This is a genomic window from Deinococcus radiotolerans (assembly GCF_014647435.1).
Taxonomy (GTDB): domain Bacteria; phylum Deinococcota; class Deinococci; order Deinococcales; family Deinococcaceae; genus Deinococcus; species Deinococcus radiotolerans.
Genome location: NZ_BMPE01000005.1, coordinates 113426 through 126832 on the forward strand (window position 1 = coordinate 113426; position 13407 = coordinate 126832).

A 13407-nucleotide genomic window follows, 5' to 3' on the forward strand; every position below is an offset into this window, starting at 1 on the left:
GGGCTGGACCGGCCCCGAAGCAGGGGCTACGGCGGCCCTCCTGACCGGCCGAGACGCCTGAGGCGATGTGGTCGCGCGGGCTGTGGGGCAGTCGGCCGCTGCCTCACGGTCCCGCGCCGCGGCGCTGAACGCGGCTGGGCGCCCGCCACGACGTAAGCTGTGAACGTGCTGCTGAGTATCGACTGGGACGCCTTCTCCGGCACGCGGGAACTCGTGTTCGACGCGCCCATCTGGGGCACCCGCGACCGCGAACACGACCGGCTGGACGCCTGGCACGACCGCGTTCAGCGGCGCGGCGGTCAGGACTGGAGCGCCCTGGACAGTGACTTCCCGCTGTACCCCGGCTGGGAGGCCCTGCGCGCCTACGCGGGCTCAGGCCCGGCGTTCGTGACGCTCAGTCACGCTGACGCGTGGGCGTGGCTGGAACGCCACCCCGGTCTGGACGTGCTGAACCTCGACTCGCACCACGACCTGGCCAGCCGCAGCGGCGACCCCACCCGGGTCCGGCCCGGCAACTGGGCGGGCCTGGGCCTGGCGCGCGGCCTGATCCGCACCGTCACGACCCTCTATCCGGACTGGCACGCCACCCTGCCCGTCGCCGAGGGATTCGACCTGGACCGCACCTGGACCGAGGTCCGGCCCCTGCTGACCCCGGACCTGCACGGCCGCGTCCACCTGAAGCGGCAGGCGCGGCCCGGCGACGGCCTGCCCGACCCGGCGCAGGTCACGTCCGTGCTGCTCGTGCAGTCCCCGGCCTGGACCAGTCCCGCGCACGATCCGGCGTTCGGGGCGCTGGCACGCCACCTGACAGCGCAGCCCCTGGTGCCCCCATACCCCCGATAGGGGAGGACCGCTGGTCGTTCGACGTGACATTCCTCCATGCTGTGCAGAGCCGTTCATCACGCCCAGTTCACCCCGGTCAGCCGGGAGTTCACCGCGCCCCACAGGAGTGTCTCCGACCCCATGCCTGACTCGACCCCACCCATGGCCTACCAGGTCGGCGCGTTCGCCCTGATCCAGCATCAGGGGGCCTACCTCATCACCCGCCCCCACCACCCGCTCCAGCCGGGCGCGCAGGGCCTGCCCGGCCTGATCCTGAACGCCGAATCCGGCCTGAACCCCGTGGCGCTTCAGCTGCGGCGCGTGATCCGCGAGCAGCTGAAACTGGTCGTCAGTGAGCTGCGCCTCGCCGGGTCCTACGTGGCGCGCGGCACCCCCCACGAGCCGCGTCACGCCCAGCTGCACCTGATCTTCGGAACGGACTACAGCGCCGGGATTCTCGAACCCGATCCCGCGCAGGTCAGCGCCGCCGAATGGATTCCGGGCGCCGAACTGCTCGCACCCGGCGGCGCGCCCGACTGGCTCCAGAACGCCGTGCGCGAGTACGAGCTGGTCACGCCGCCCCCGGTGGCCGCGCCCGGGACGTCCCGTTCCCGGCTGGGCTTCATCCGCCGCCGCTGACCGGACCCCCGATCAGGCGCGTACGGCCCTGAGGACGGCGGGGGAGACCGCCTCCGGGCCGCTCAGGGACGGGCTCGGATCACGCCGTGGGGTTCGCGTCCACCCCGGCGTCCGCGCCGTCTTCACCGGGTTCGAGGGTCAGGGTGACGGTCTGCCAGTGGGCCGGGAGGGTCAGGCGCAGCACGCCACTCTCGGTGGCGAAGCTGGCGGCCCCCTGCACCTCACGCACGGGGCCCAGGCCCAGGACGTGCAGGGTTTCCCGCTGCTCGAACGTGCCCGCACTGCCGTCCGCCTCGCGGCGGATGGTGAGGCGCTCGCCCTGCCGCTCGCCCACCAGGCGGGTCAGGCGCCCGCCCGCATGGCCGTCCCCGGTGTCCTCGTACAGCTGGCCCACGAAGCCGTCCGGGGCCGCGTGAATCAGCCACGTCAGGCGCGCCCAGCAGGCCGAGGTCGTGTGTGGGGCGGCCTCGGTGACGGGCAGGGCCGTCCCGGCGCGCAGGTACAGCGGCAGGGTGTCCAGCGGGGCGTCCGCCACGACGTGCTGCCCGCCCGCGTGCACCGGCCCGAACTGCGACAGGTTGAACACTGCCGCCCAGCGTCCCGCCGGGAGGTACACCAGGCGCCGCCGGTGCCCGGCCCGCAGGACGGGTGCGACCAGCAGGCCCTCGCCGAGCAGGTACTGCGTGTCCTCGCGCGCGGCGTCCTCGTCGGCGGGCCAGTGCAGCGCCAGGGGCCGCAGGACCGGCAGGGCCGTGCGGGTCGCGGCGTGCGCCAGCGTGTATAGGTGCGGCAGCAGCCGGTAGCGCAGCTCCAGCGCGGCGCGGATCACGTCCGTGACGGCCTCCCCGAAGCGCCAGGGTTCCTGATCGGCGGTGCCCAGCGCCGCGTGGTTGCGCAGGAACGCGTACCCGACGGCCGCCTGGTACCAGCGGGCCAGCAGTTCCCCGGTGGTGTCCCCGGCGAAGCCGCCCACGTCCGCCGCCGCGAACGGAATGCCGCTCAGGCCCAGGCCCTGAATCATGGGAAGGCTCAGCGCCAGGTGCGACCACGTGGCGGTGTTGTCCCCGGTCCACACGGTCGCGTGCCGCTGAATGCCGGCGTACCCGGCGCGGGTCAGGACCCACGGGCGGATGTTCGGGCTGAACTTCGCGTAGCCCAGGCGGCTGGCCTCGCTCATGCCGTTCGCGTACGCGTTGTGGACTTCCAGGTGCGTGCGCGTGCCGTGCCGCGCGTCGTACGGCAGGGTCTTGCCCTCGGTCTCGCGCGGCTGGCGCAGGCTGAAGCACGCGGGCTCGTTCATGTCGTTCCACTGCCCCTGAATCCCGGCGTCCGCGAAGAATTTATGCCGCCCGGCCCACCACGTGACCACCTCGGGCCGCGTGAAGTCCGGGAAGACCGCCGGGTCCGGCCAGACCTCCCCGACCAGCACGTCCCCGCGCGCCGTGCGCACGAGGTGATCACCGCGCGCCGCTTCCTCGTACACGTCGTAGCCCGCTTCGACCTTCACGCCGGGATCCACGATGGGCACGAGCTTCACGCCCTGCGCACCCGCCTCCTTCACGAACGCGCTCAGGTCCGGGAAGTTCGCGCAGCTCACCGTCCAGACCTTGTACGCGTCCATGTGGTCGATATCCACGTACACGCTGTCCAGCGGCAGATTCCGGTCCCGGTAGCCCTGGATCACGGCGCGCAGATCGTCCGCCGTGCGGTAGCCCCAGCGGCTCTGCGCGGCGCCCAGCGCCCACAGCGGCGGCATGGGCGCGTACCCGGTCAGGTCCGCGTAGCGGCGCAGCACGTCCGCCGGGCGCGGCCCCGCCAGGACGTACACGTCCAGCTCCGGCCCCGAGGACGCCCAGCGCACCTCATTCGGGTGGGCGCGCGCCACGTCCACCTCCATCCGCCACGGTTCGTCCACGAACACCCCGTGCGCCTGGCCGCTTTGCACGACCGTCGTGAACGGCACGGACACGTACAGCGGGTCCGTCTCGGTGTGGTGCGGGAAGCAGTCGGTGTTCCAGAACGTCAGGTGCATGCCGCGCTTGTCCAGCGGCCCCACCCGCTCCCCGAAGCCCAGGTACATCGCGCCGTCCGGAGCGTCCAGGTTCAGGCGGGTGCGGCGCAGGTTGAACCGCTCCGCGTCCAGCGCGGGGCGCTGCGTAGGCGCCTCACCCGACCAGCTGTGCGCCTGGATGAGCACGCGCTGCGATTCGCCGCTGCCGGTCAGGACCCGCCACGCGCCCGTCACGCGGTCCAGCCGCAGCGACAGCCCGTCCCCGACGATCAGCACCTCGCTGCCCTCCTCCGTGGCGGTCAGGGGCGCGCCCATGGGTAGGTCCGGGCGCAGCGCGAAACTCCGCTTGGCGCTCAGGCGCGGGAAGCCCAGCGTGTTCGCGCGCGCTTCCGGGAAGAGGCGCGCCCGCAGCACCCCAGGGAGTGGCGCCGACACCACCAGCACGTCCGCGTCACCCCATACGCGCACTTCCGGTCCCTGATCACCCGACGCCACCTCAAACGAAGAGAACCTCATGATGCCGCCCAGCGTAACGCGCACGCCCGCGTCACCCCGCGCGGGGGATAGATGGCCCGGCCCTAGCCGACGCCCAGGAACTCGACCTGCACGCCGCTCTCGTCCGCCGCGCGCCGGGCGAGGTGCAGCTGCGCCTGCGCGCCGGGCCGCAGGGCGCGCTCCGGGCGCTGCCACAGCGCCTGCGCAACCCGGCTGGCCCGGCGCACCAGCAGCACCTCGCCCGGCCGGGCCAGCCCCACGGCGGCCAGCAGCGCCTGCGCGCTGGGCGGCACGTCGGAACTCAGGTCCAGCGGGACGTGCGCGGTCACGCGCTCACCGGGGCGGCGCAGGCTGACGCGCGCCTCGGGCTGCGCGGGCCGCTGCTCGATCAGCACGTCCGACCGCACGTCCAGCAGGCCGCCCGCGCCGCCGCCGCGCCGGGCGTCATTCGCCAGGTCATGCGCGCTCTGCATGTGCCGCCGCGTGCGGGGCGCGTACACGACGCGCAGGGTCACGCCGCGCGCCAGCGCCTCGGCCTGCACCTCGCGGGCGTCCTCGTCCAGCAGGGCGGGCCCGCGCCCACGCCCGACCGACGCGATCACCGCTTGATTGTCCGTGTGCACGGTCAGGGGCTCCCCGGGGGGTGCGGCGCGCACGGCCTCCAGCACGGCGCGCACCTCGGCGGCATTGTTGTCCGGCGCGAGCAGCTGACCCTGAAACCGGGCGGGCAGCGCGCCCGGGCGTAGCAGCACCAGGCCCCAGCCGCCCAGGCCGCGCCAGTGCCCCTCGGGGCTGGATTGTTCCTGCCAGCTGGCATCCACGAACGCCTGATTCACACGGGGATCCTCCGGTCAGGGAAAGAGAGGAGAGGTGAGGTGAGGGGCGCAGCCTGACCTGCATTGTGGCCGCTGCAGGCCGCGCCGGTCGTTGAGGATTCCCTCAGCATGCCCTGGTCCGCAGCATGCCGCGCGCCCCACTGCGGGCGGATCAGCCACCCGGCCTACGCCGCCAGCCGGGTGGTCAGTCGAGGGTGGTGTCCAGCGCGTGCGCCAGCACCTGCCGCGCCAGCCGGTGCAGACTGCGCGGATCGAACTCCCCGGCCTCCAGGCGGCGCAGCAGCTCGGGCTGCACGCGCGCGTCCCGCGCCAGCTGCACCAGCGGAATGCCCAGCAGGCGCCGCCGCCGGCCCAGTCTCACGCCTCCGGGAAAGGTCACGGTGTCCATGCACCATGATGCCCTGAGTGGGCGGGCCGGAATGGGATACTGACACCATGACCCACGCCGCTGACCCCGCCGGACTCGACATTCTCGACCTGTACCGCCAGGCCGGCGCGTACCACGAGGGGCACTTCCTGCTCGCCTCGGGCCGCCACAGCCCCAAATTCCTGCAGAGCACCACCGTCCTCCAGTACCCGCAGTACACCGAGCAGATCGGCCGCGCCCTGGCCGCGAAACTCCGCGAGGCGGGCATCGACGCGCAGCTGGTGATCGGCCCGGCCATGGGTGGCGTGGTGCTCGCGTACGAAACGGCCCGTCACTACGGCACCCGCGCCATCTTCGCCGAGAAGGACGGGATGGGCGGCATGAAGATCCGCGAGGCCTTCACCCTGACCCCCGGCGAGACCTTCGTGGCCGTCGAGGATGTCCTCACCACCGGCGGGAGCGTCCTGAAGGCCGTGCGCGCCGCCGAGGCCGCCGGAGGCCGCTGCGTGGGCATCGCGTGCATCGTGGACCGCCGCGCCCAGGGGGGCGACCTGGGCGGTTACCCGCTGGCGGCCCTGACCCGCCTGGTGTTCGACACCTACGCGCCGGACGAGGTGCCCGAATGGCTCGCGGCGCTGCCCCTCCAGGAGATCTGACAGACGCGCGGATCCCGCCCCCTGATCCAGCTTGGCCACTCCCCGCAGTCTGTCAGAGGCTGAACGCCTGCGTGGGAGGCGCGGTCCGCTGCGCCTCAATCAGGGTCAGGAAGATGTCCACGACGCGCGGATCGAACTGCGCGCCCCGCTGCGCGCGGATCTCCGCGACCGCCTCCGCGTGCGTCCACGCGGCCTTGTACGGTCGCGGGTGGGTCAGGGCGTCGTACACGTCACACACCGCGAAGATCCGCGCGGCCAGCGGAATCTGCTCGCCCCGCAGGCCGTCCGGGTAGCCACGCCCGTTCCAGTGCTCGTGGTGGTGCCGGATGACGTCCAGCGTGGCCGGCAGCAGGCCCTGTAAGCGCTGCGCGATCTCGAAGCCACGCGCGGCGTGCGCCTGCATGACCACCCACTCCGACGCGTCCAGCGGACCGGGCTTGAGCAGGATCGCGTCCGGAATGGCCAGCTTCCCGATGTCATGCAGCGAAGCGCCCTGCTCCAGCGCGTGCAGTTCCGTCTCGTCCAGGTCCAGGCGGCGGCCCAGCGTCCCGGCAAGTGCCACCACGCGCGCCGTGTGCCCCGCCGTTTCCAGGTCCCGTTCCTCCAGCGCGGCGCCCAGGGCGAGTAGGCCGCCCTGCACCGCCCGGCGCAGGTGCTCCAGCGCCGCCTGCTGCTCGAACGTGTGCCCCAGCCGCGAGGCGAGCGCCTCGGTCAGCCGCCGCGCCTGCGGGGTGATGACCCGCCACGTGTCGAAGTGCAGCAGGCTGATCACGCCCATCAGCCGCCCACCGTACCGGACGGGCACCATGAGGACGCTCTTCAGGCCCGCGTCCAGCCAGATGGGCAGCACGTGCGACTCGGCGGGGTAATCGTTGCTCCAGCGCGGCTCACTGTGGGCCAGCACCTCGGCCGTCAGGCCCCGGGGCCCGGAGAACGAGCGGCCCAGCATGGTGGTCACCATGGATGGAAAGTCGCCGTCTAGGCGGGCCAGCACGAACGTCTCCTCCTGCCGCTCCAGGTAGCAGCTGCCCTGAAAGCCCAGCACGGCGCGCGCCAGCGCCAGACCTTCAGTCAGGACTTCCTGCGGCGTGGCCAGCTGCTCCAGGCGGCTGGTAAATTCCTCCACGCTGGCGCCCAGGCGGGTGTCGCGGCCCATCTGGGCGCGCTGCTGCTCCTTGTGCTCGTACATGGCGGCGTCCGCCAGGGCCAGCACGCGTTCCAGGGACGTGACGGCCGTGACGGGCGCCACGCCCACCGCAAAGGGAGGGAGCGTCTCGCCTTCCAGGTGCAGCCTCGCGGACACGGCGTCCAGCAGGGCCCGCGTCTGTTGGGTGCTGAAGCCCGGCAGGAGGAGAGCGAACTCGTCCCCGCCCAGCCGCGCGGCCAGCCCGGTTGGCTGGGCCGCGTCCTGCAGGGCGTGCGCCACACGCGTCAGGTACTCGTCCCCGGCGCCATGCCCGCCCAGGTCATTGATGGCCTTCAGGCGGTTGAGGTCGATGACCGCCACGCTCAGCGGCCCGGCCGCCTGCGCCAGCGTGAAGCGCCGCTGGAGGCCCTGCCGGTTCCACAGGCCTGTCAGGGAGTCCCGTTCCTCGCGGTCCCGCTGGCGCTGCGCCTCGTCCTGCCAGTCGCGGGCCTGCTGCAGGCTGCGGTGCAGGTGGCTGAACAGCAGCGTGATGGTCAGCAGGGCGCCCAGGGCGCTCAGGCAGGTCAGCAGCAGAATCAGGCGCAGGCCGGTGCCCATGGTGTCGGTCTCGCCGCTGCGCACGGCGCGCACCTGCCCGCGCAGGGCCGCAAAACTCGGGTCCACCTGCGTCCGGGCGAAGTGCGCGGCCTCCTGACGCTGCCCGCTGCCGATCAGCGTCAGGAGGTGCGCGGCCCTCTGCGCGTAGCCGGACACGGGCGCGCTGAGCCCCTGTTGCGGCGCGCCGGGCCGCAGCCGTCCCAGGAGTAGATCCGCGCGGCCCTGCTGTTCCAGCTGCGCGGCGTGCTGCCGCAGCTCCTGAAGGCTGCTTTGCGCTTCGGCCCGAAGCGCGTCGTCGAGCGTGCCGCGCTGCCGCGCCTGCCACGCCAGGGCGTTCAGGGCGAACGCGGCGGTGCGGGTGTCCGCGAGGGTCACGAGGGCCTGCTGGTGGCGGGCGACATCCTGAATGAGGACCGTGTTCAGCGCGGCGGACGTCAGCGTCAACGTGAGCAGCGCGTACAGCCACGCGGGCGCGCCCAGCAGGCTCGCGCGCAGGGCTGCCCGCCAGGGCACGGGGCGGTCGGGCCCGTGCAGGTTACGCGACATGCTGCCCATCATGACCCGCCAGGACTGTCCCCGCTCTGACACGTCCGTGCAGCGTCAGTCTGCGCCGCGCAGCGGGCGGGGCGGCGGCGCCTCCACGTGCACCGGCTGGCCCGTGACCGGGTGCGTGAAGTCCAGCGTCCAGGCGTGCAGGTGGTACCCCAGGTCCCCCGGCAGACCCGGCAGGTCCGGGTGGGGGAGGCCGCCCGGGCCGTACAGCGGGTCGCCCACCAGCGGGTGCCCGGCAGCGGCGAGGTGAATGCGGATCTGGTGCGGGCGACCGGTATGGATCGCCACGTCCAGCAGGGTGGCACCGGCTCGGCGTTCGCGGACGCTGGCCACGCTGCGCGACGGCTTCCCCTCGGGGCTGGCGGCGAACACGCGGCCCAGGCGCGGGTGCGGCACCGGCCCGATGGGCGTCCGGATGTCCAGTGTCTCCCACGGTGGCTCGCCCACAGCCAGCGCGCGGTACACCTTCCCCACTTCATGCTCCCGCCACGCGCGGGACAGCGCCGCGCCCGCCGCCCCGGTCCGGGCGAACAGCACTGCGCCGCTCGTGCCGCGCCCCAGCCGGTGCAGCGGACTCGCCCCCGGGTAGCGCAGCCGCACCTGCGTCAGCAGCGTGTGCGTCAGGAACCCGGCGCCCGGCAGCGTCGGCAGGCCCGACGGTTTGCTCACCGCGACCAGCGCGTCGTCCTCCAGCAGCACGGCGTAGTCCAGCGGGGCCGCCTCCTCCCGCCACGGCGGGCGGTGCCACACCACCACGTCCCCGGCGCGCAGCACCTCGTCCCCGCGCGCCGGCACGCCCCGCACCTCCACCTCACCCGCCGCCAGCCGCGCCGCCCACGTCGCCCCGTCCGAGTGCCGGTACTCGCGGGCCAGGAACGCCAGCACCCGCTCCCCACCCGCGCGCACCTGCGAACGGAACGCGAAACCACTGTTCGAGGGGGCGTCGTCGGACATGGGGGACAGGGTAAAGGGTGCGGCCGTTCCGCGTTCGACTTCCCCCGAAACCGTACACTGGCCGGTGATGTTTGGTTCGCCCTCTCCGAGAAGTCGCCCGCAACCGGGGCATCTGTATGACGTGGCCGTGGTCGGTGCCGGACTGGCGGGCACCGAGCTGGCGTGGCGGCTGGCCCGCGCCGGACTGGACGTGCTGCTCGTGTCGCAGGCGCTCGATCACCTGGGGAATCTGTACCAGCCGACCACGGCGGGCGTGACCTTCCCGGGCGGCAGTCTGTTCGAGGAGGTGCGCGCCGCACTACACCCCGACACGGATGGCTGGACGTTCCACCGGCACCTGAAGGCCCGCGTGGAGGAGACGAGCGGCATTCACCTCCTCCAGAGCACCGTCACCGCACTGGACGAGGAGGACACGCAGGTGGTGTTCTCGACCTGGGAGGGCCCGAAACTCCACGCGCGGCTGGGCGTGCTGGCCGTCGGCGCGTTCCTGAAGGGCCGCCTGCTCGTGGGGGACACCATGGACGAGGCCGGGCGCCTCAGTGAGGTCGCGTACGACTTCCTGGCGGACGACCTGATCGCCAGCGGCATCTGGCTGATCGGCAACGAACGCCGCGCCGAGGGCGAGGGCGTCGAACCGCTGTACGACGTGCGCTTCCTGACGCCCGCCCCCAGCGAACTGGACGGCTTCCGCGTGAACCGACTGGAGCGCGTGCGGATGCTGGGGCAGTGCACGCCCGGCGAGCACACGTATGACAGCGTGCTGCGTGACGCGGCCCGCCTCGCCGAGCAACTCCAGGCAGAGGTGCGCGCATGATCGCCCGCCTCGGTGACTTCCAGTTCCCCGACGCCGCCGCGCGCCTGTACCCGGACACCCCGGACCGCCCCTGGGTGCTGGAGGTCGGCTTTGGTGACGGGCGCTTCTGGCCGCATTTCGCCGCGACCTTCCCCGAGGCGCCCAACTACCTGGGCGTGGAACTCTCCGGCGTGTCCCTGCTGAAGGCGCACCGCCGCCTGCGGGACGCGGGCCTGGACAACGCGATCCTCACGAAGATGCCCGCCGATGTCCTCGTGCGGTCCGTCATCCCGCACGCGGGCCTGGACCTGATCGTCGTGAACTTCCCCGACCCCTGGCCCAAGGCCGGACACACCGACCACCGCCTCCTGCGCGTCCCGTTCTTCCAGCTCGCGGCCAGCCGCCTTAAGCCCGGCGGGATGATCCTGTTGACCACCGACCACGACGAGTACTTCGAGTTCGCGTGCGAGCAGGCCCAGGCCAGCGGCGTCATGCGCGTCGAGCGCACCGACCCGCCCGCCGCCGCGCTGGAAACCAAGTACGCCCTGAAGTGGCGTGACCTCGGCCTGGGCGTCAACCACGCCCGCTTCATGCCTACCGCCCACACGCCCGTCCCGCACGGGCTGACCACGCCCTACCCGGAGGACCCCACCACCGTGCCCCACGCCGTCCTGACCCTGCCCGATACCTTCAACCCCCAGGCCTTCGAGAAGGTCACCGAACGCAACCCCGGCAGCCGCAACGCGGACGAGGGCGGCGCGTGGACGGTCATCCTGCTCGACCTGTACGCCGGCCTGCGCCGCGACGGCTGGGTCGTCCTGGCCCACGTCGTGGAGGGCGAACTGACCCAGGAGGTCCTCATTGGCATCACCGCCCGCGAGGACGGCACGCACCTCGTGCGCCTCGCCAAGTTCGGCGGGCCCATCATCACGACCGGCGTGAAGGCCGCCGTGGGCGTCGTCACCCGCTGGCTGGAGGCTCAGGGCGCCGTCGTCAAGCACCACGGGTACTGACGGGCCGGTGCGCTTCACGACCGAACCCATGAGCGTCCTCCTGCCTGCCGTGCGTGACCGGTTGCGCGCGGCGGGCGAGGCGACCTTCGAGGTCCCCGACCCCGACGCGGGCCTGGGCCGCTACGCGGGCGAGGCGACCCCGCACGGCACGCACCGCCCCTGGAGCACCTGGACGGACCTCGCGGACCTGCTCGGCGCGCACCTGCTGACCCCGGACAGGGCAGGGGAGGGGCGGGTGCGCCTGACCCTGCGGGCCCACGCCCCGGCCCGCGACCCGGATCACGCCGGGTACGGCCCGGACGGCGACTGGGCCCGCGTGAACAAGCTGGAGGACCCCATCTTCCTGGCGACGTTCGTCGAGGCGCTGCGCCGCGTGAACCCCCCCCAGGGCGGGCGGGTGCTGGCCCTGGGTGTGAACGCCGGGCATGAACTGGACGCCCTGCCACTCGCCTTCCCAGACCGCACCTTCGAGGTGGTGGGCGTGGACCTCGACCCGGCCGCCGCGCAGGCGGCCCGCGAACGCCATCCCCAGGCGACCATCCACGCGGCGGACGTGAACGCCCTGCCCCTGGAACTGGGCCGCTTCGACCTGATCCTGGCCCTGAGTCTCCTCCAGAGCCCTGGCGTGCGGCAGGACGTCCTGCTCGCCACGCTGCGCCGCCAGCACCTCACGCCGGGCGGCGGCCTGATCCTGGGGTACCCCAACGCCCGCTACCGGGACGGCACCCTCTCGTACGGCGCGCGCATGCGCAATTACGCCCGCCCGGACCTGAGCCTGCTCGCCGCCGACGTCACGAACGCCCGGCGCGGCCTCCAGAAACACGACTGCAAGGTGTTCGTGACCGGCAAGTACGAGGTGCTCCTGACCGCCATTCCGGCCCACACGACCACGCCTACCGACCTGGAACTGTAGACGCCGAACTGCTGAAGCGGCGCGCCCCTCGCACGGGAAGCGCGCCGCCAGAGGACGCAGCCTCAGCCCTTGGTCAGGATGCGCACCGTGAGGATCTGATCCGCTACGGCGCCCGCCACCTCGGCGTTGTTCTGGTCCATGGTGCGGGTCAGTTTGGGCAGCAGGTCGTCACCGGTCACGACCTTCCCGAAGATGGTGTGCTTGCCGTTCAGGAAGTCGGTCGGTTCGAAGGTGATGAAGAACTGGCTGCCGTTCGTGGCCGGGCCGCTGTTCGCCATCGCCAGGATGCCACCGCTGTTGAAGGTCAGTTTCTGGCGGAATTCATCCGCGAACTGGTAGCCGGGACCGCCAGTGCCCCACTCGGCCTTCTGAGCTTCATCCACGCTCTTGGGGTCGCCGGTCTGCGCCATGAACCCGTCGATCACGCGGTGGAAACGAATGCCGTCGAAGTAGTGGTTTCGGGCCAGGAACACGAAGTTGTTGACCGTGACGGGCGTCTCCTGCTCGTACAGGTCCGCCAGCATCTGCCCCTTGCTCGTATCGATCAGCGCGTAATAGTCCTTGCCGTCGGTCAGGGCCATGTCCGGCTCGGCCTTGAACTCGCGCTTGGGTTCGGTGGTCAGGAACGGCACCTCGGTGTACCCGGCGGGGACAGGGCCGGGTTTGGTGACGGCGGCTGCGTCGGTCTTCGTGTCCGTGGCGGGCGTCTCGGTGGCCGGGGTGTCGGTCGCGGGCGTGGTGGTGTCCGTCGCGGCCGTGTCCGTCTTCGTGTCGGTCGTGGTCGCGTCGTCCTTCTTCTGGCAGGCGGTCAGGGCCAGCAGGGCCGTGAGGATCAGGGCAGCGTGTTTCATGGTCCGTGACAGTCTAGCGGCCCCCGCACGCCGCGCGTCACCCGAAGGGTGCACCGCCCGCCGGGGCAGAGGGCCGCGCGGTAGACTACTCAGTTGATGATCGTGACCATTGATGGCGTTGCCGCCAGCGGAAAATCCAGCGTGTCCTCCGGCGTCGCGCAGGCCCTCGGCGTTCCCTACGTCAGCAGCGGCCTGCTGTACCGCGCCGTGACCCTGCTCGGCCTGAACGCCGGAGCTGACCTAGCCGACGCGGCCACGCTGCTCCCTCTGCTCTCTGGCGTGCGCCTCGAACCCCTCGCCAGCGGCAACCGTGTCTGGAACGCCGGTGCCGACCTGACCGCCGACCTGCACAGCACCCGCGTGGACGCTGGCGTCAGCACCGTGGCTGCCATCCCACAGATCCGCCAGTGGGTGGACGATCAGCTGCGCGCCCTCCCCGCTCCCCTCGTTGCCGAAGGGCGCGACATGGGCACCAACGTCTTCCCCTACGCCCAACACAAGTTCTACCTGACCGCCAGCCCCCGCGTCCGGGCCGAACGCCGCGCGAAGGAGCGCCCCGAGGACATCCCCGCCATTGAGGCCGCCCTGACCGAACGCGACCGCCAGGACACCACCCAGAGTGCCCCCGCCCCCGACGCCCGCGTGATCGACACCGGCCCCCTGACCTTGCAGGGTGTGATTGACACCATCCTTGAACACCTGCGCTGAGGCACAACGAAAACGCCGCCCCGCTCAAACGGGGGCGGCGTTGCGCGTATCAG

General features: G+C 72.3%; 13 protein-coding genes. 7 read left to right on the plus strand and 6 right to left on the minus strand.

Translation table 11 applies throughout. The annotated features are described in order from the left end of the window. Nucleotides 1-165: 165 nt before the first annotated feature. The gene (locus tag IEY63_RS11195; protein ID WP_189069101.1) at nucleotides 166-843 is read left to right on the plus strand and encodes an arginase; all 678 of its coding nucleotides are present in this window, start codon (nucleotides 166-168) and stop codon (nucleotides 841-843) included. Nucleotides 844-963: 120 nt separating this feature from the next. Next, the gene (locus tag IEY63_RS11200) at nucleotides 964-1461 is read left to right on the plus strand and encodes a hypothetical protein (RefSeq protein ID WP_189069102.1); all 498 of its coding nucleotides are present in this window, start codon (nucleotides 964-966) and stop codon (nucleotides 1459-1461) included. A 79-nt stretch (nucleotides 1462-1540) separates the two neighbouring features. Here the strand turns inward: IEY63_RS11200 and IEY63_RS11205 are convergent, their stop codons facing one another. The 3 genes from IEY63_RS11205 to IEY63_RS11215 form a co-directional block, all read right to left on the minus strand. Then, nucleotides 1541-3988 (minus strand): glycoside hydrolase family 31 protein, encoded by a 2448-nt coding sequence (locus IEY63_RS11205; RefSeq protein ID WP_189069103.1) that lies wholly within the window; start codon nucleotides 3986-3988, stop codon nucleotides 1541-1543. A gap of 62 nt (nucleotides 3989-4050) precedes the next feature. Next, on the minus strand, nucleotides 4051-4803 hold the full coding sequence (locus tag IEY63_RS11210; protein ID WP_189069104.1) for a ribonuclease H family protein: 753 nt from the start codon (nucleotides 4801-4803) through the stop codon (nucleotides 4051-4053). A gap of 184 nt (nucleotides 4804-4987) precedes the next feature. Next, nucleotides 4988-5191, minus strand: a complete 204-nt coding sequence (locus tag IEY63_RS11215) for an XRE family transcriptional regulator (protein ID WP_189069105.1) — start codon at nucleotides 5189-5191, stop codon at nucleotides 4988-4990. 47 nt (nucleotides 5192-5238) lie between these two features. On the opposite strand from IEY63_RS11215, the gene pyrE reads away from it, so the two are divergent. Continuing rightward, nucleotides 5239-5826 carry an orotate phosphoribosyltransferase gene (gene pyrE / locus IEY63_RS11220; protein ID WP_189069106.1) on the plus strand — a complete coding sequence of 196 codons (588 nt, stop codon included), beginning with the start codon at nucleotides 5239-5241 and terminating at the stop codon, nucleotides 5824-5826. 52 nt (nucleotides 5827-5878) lie between these two features. Here pyrE and IEY63_RS11225 read toward each other — a convergent pair whose 3' ends face one another. Next, a complete protein-coding gene (locus tag IEY63_RS11225; RefSeq protein ID WP_189069107.1) occupies nucleotides 5879-8116 on the minus strand; it encodes a sensor domain-containing diguanylate cyclase/phosphohydrolase in 2238 nt (745 codons plus the stop codon). 54 nt (nucleotides 8117-8170) lie between these two features. Then, on the minus strand, nucleotides 8171-9076 hold the full coding sequence (locus IEY63_RS11230; protein ID WP_189069108.1) for an RluA family pseudouridine synthase: 906 nt from the start codon (nucleotides 9074-9076) through the stop codon (nucleotides 8171-8173). A gap of 67 nt (nucleotides 9077-9143) precedes the next feature. Between IEY63_RS11230 and IEY63_RS11235 the strand changes: the two genes are divergently transcribed. Genes IEY63_RS11235 through IEY63_RS11245 form a run of 3 tightly spaced genes read left to right on the plus strand, consistent with a single transcriptional unit; the run spans nucleotide 9144 to nucleotide 11795 of the window. Next, nucleotides 9144-9890, plus strand: coding sequence for an FAD-dependent oxidoreductase (locus tag IEY63_RS11235; RefSeq protein ID WP_189069109.1), 747 nt, complete (start codon nucleotides 9144-9146; stop codon nucleotides 9888-9890). Further along, nucleotides 9887-10882, plus strand: coding sequence for a tRNA (guanine(46)-N(7))-methyltransferase TrmB (gene trmB, locus IEY63_RS11240; protein WP_189069110.1), 996 nt, complete (start codon nucleotides 9887-9889; stop codon nucleotides 10880-10882). The genes IEY63_RS11235 and trmB overlap by 4 nt, the downstream gene beginning before the upstream one ends. 28 nt (nucleotides 10883-10910) lie before the next feature. Next, nucleotides 10911-11795, plus strand: a complete 885-nt coding sequence (locus tag IEY63_RS11245) for a class I SAM-dependent methyltransferase (protein WP_189069111.1) — start codon at nucleotides 10911-10913, stop codon at nucleotides 11793-11795. Between the two features lie 62 nt (nucleotides 11796-11857). Here the strand turns inward: IEY63_RS11245 and IEY63_RS11250 are convergent, their stop codons facing one another. Next, complete coding sequence (locus IEY63_RS11250; RefSeq protein ID WP_189069112.1) at nucleotides 11858-12646, minus strand: peptidylprolyl isomerase; 789 nt, start codon at nucleotides 12644-12646, stop codon at nucleotides 11858-11860. Between the two features lie 96 nt (nucleotides 12647-12742). On the opposite strand from IEY63_RS11250, the gene cmk reads away from it, so the two are divergent. Continuing rightward, nucleotides 12743-13354 carry a (d)CMP kinase gene (gene cmk / locus IEY63_RS11255; protein ID WP_189069113.1) on the plus strand — a complete coding sequence of 204 codons (612 nt, stop codon included), beginning with the start codon at nucleotides 12743-12745 and terminating at the stop codon, nucleotides 13352-13354. Nucleotides 13355-13407: the final 53 nt, after the last annotated feature.

What these genes read in the sequence shown, in the direction of transcription:
- IEY63_RS11200 (WP_189069102.1), top strand. Translation starts at nt 964, where the DNA reads ATGCCTGACTCGACCCCACCCATGGCCTACCAGGTCGGCGCGTTCGCC.
- IEY63_RS11205 (WP_189069103.1), bottom strand. Translation starts at nt 3,988, where the DNA reads ATGAGGTTCTCTTCGTTTGAGGTGGCGTCGGGTGATCAGGGACCGGAA.
- IEY63_RS11215 (WP_189069105.1), bottom strand. Translation starts at nt 5,191, where the DNA reads ATGGACACCGTGACCTTTCCCGGAGGCGTGAGACTGGGCCGGCGGCGG.
- pyrE (WP_189069106.1), top strand. Translation starts at nt 5,239, where the DNA reads ATGACCCACGCCGCTGACCCCGCCGGACTCGACATTCTCGACCTGTAC.
- IEY63_RS11225 (WP_189069107.1), bottom strand. Translation starts at nt 8,116, where the DNA reads ATGTCGCGTAACCTGCACGGGCCCGACCGCCCCGTGCCCTGGCGGGCA.
- IEY63_RS11230 (WP_189069108.1), bottom strand. Translation starts at nt 9,076, where the DNA reads ATGTCCGACGACGCCCCCTCGAACAGTGGTTTCGCGTTCCGTTCGCAG.
- IEY63_RS11235 (WP_189069109.1), top strand. Translation starts at nt 9,144, where the DNA reads ATGTTTGGTTCGCCCTCTCCGAGAAGTCGCCCGCAACCGGGGCATCTG.
- trmB (WP_189069110.1), top strand. Translation starts at nt 9,887, where the DNA reads ATGATCGCCCGCCTCGGTGACTTCCAGTTCCCCGACGCCGCCGCGCGC.
- IEY63_RS11245 (WP_189069111.1), top strand. Translation starts at nt 10,911, where the DNA reads ATGAGCGTCCTCCTGCCTGCCGTGCGTGACCGGTTGCGCGCGGCGGGC.
- IEY63_RS11250 (WP_189069112.1), bottom strand. Translation starts at nt 12,646, where the DNA reads ATGAAACACGCTGCCCTGATCCTCACGGCCCTGCTGGCCCTGACCGCC.
- cmk (WP_189069113.1), top strand. Translation starts at nt 12,743, where the DNA reads ATGATCGTGACCATTGATGGCGTTGCCGCCAGCGGAAAATCCAGCGTG.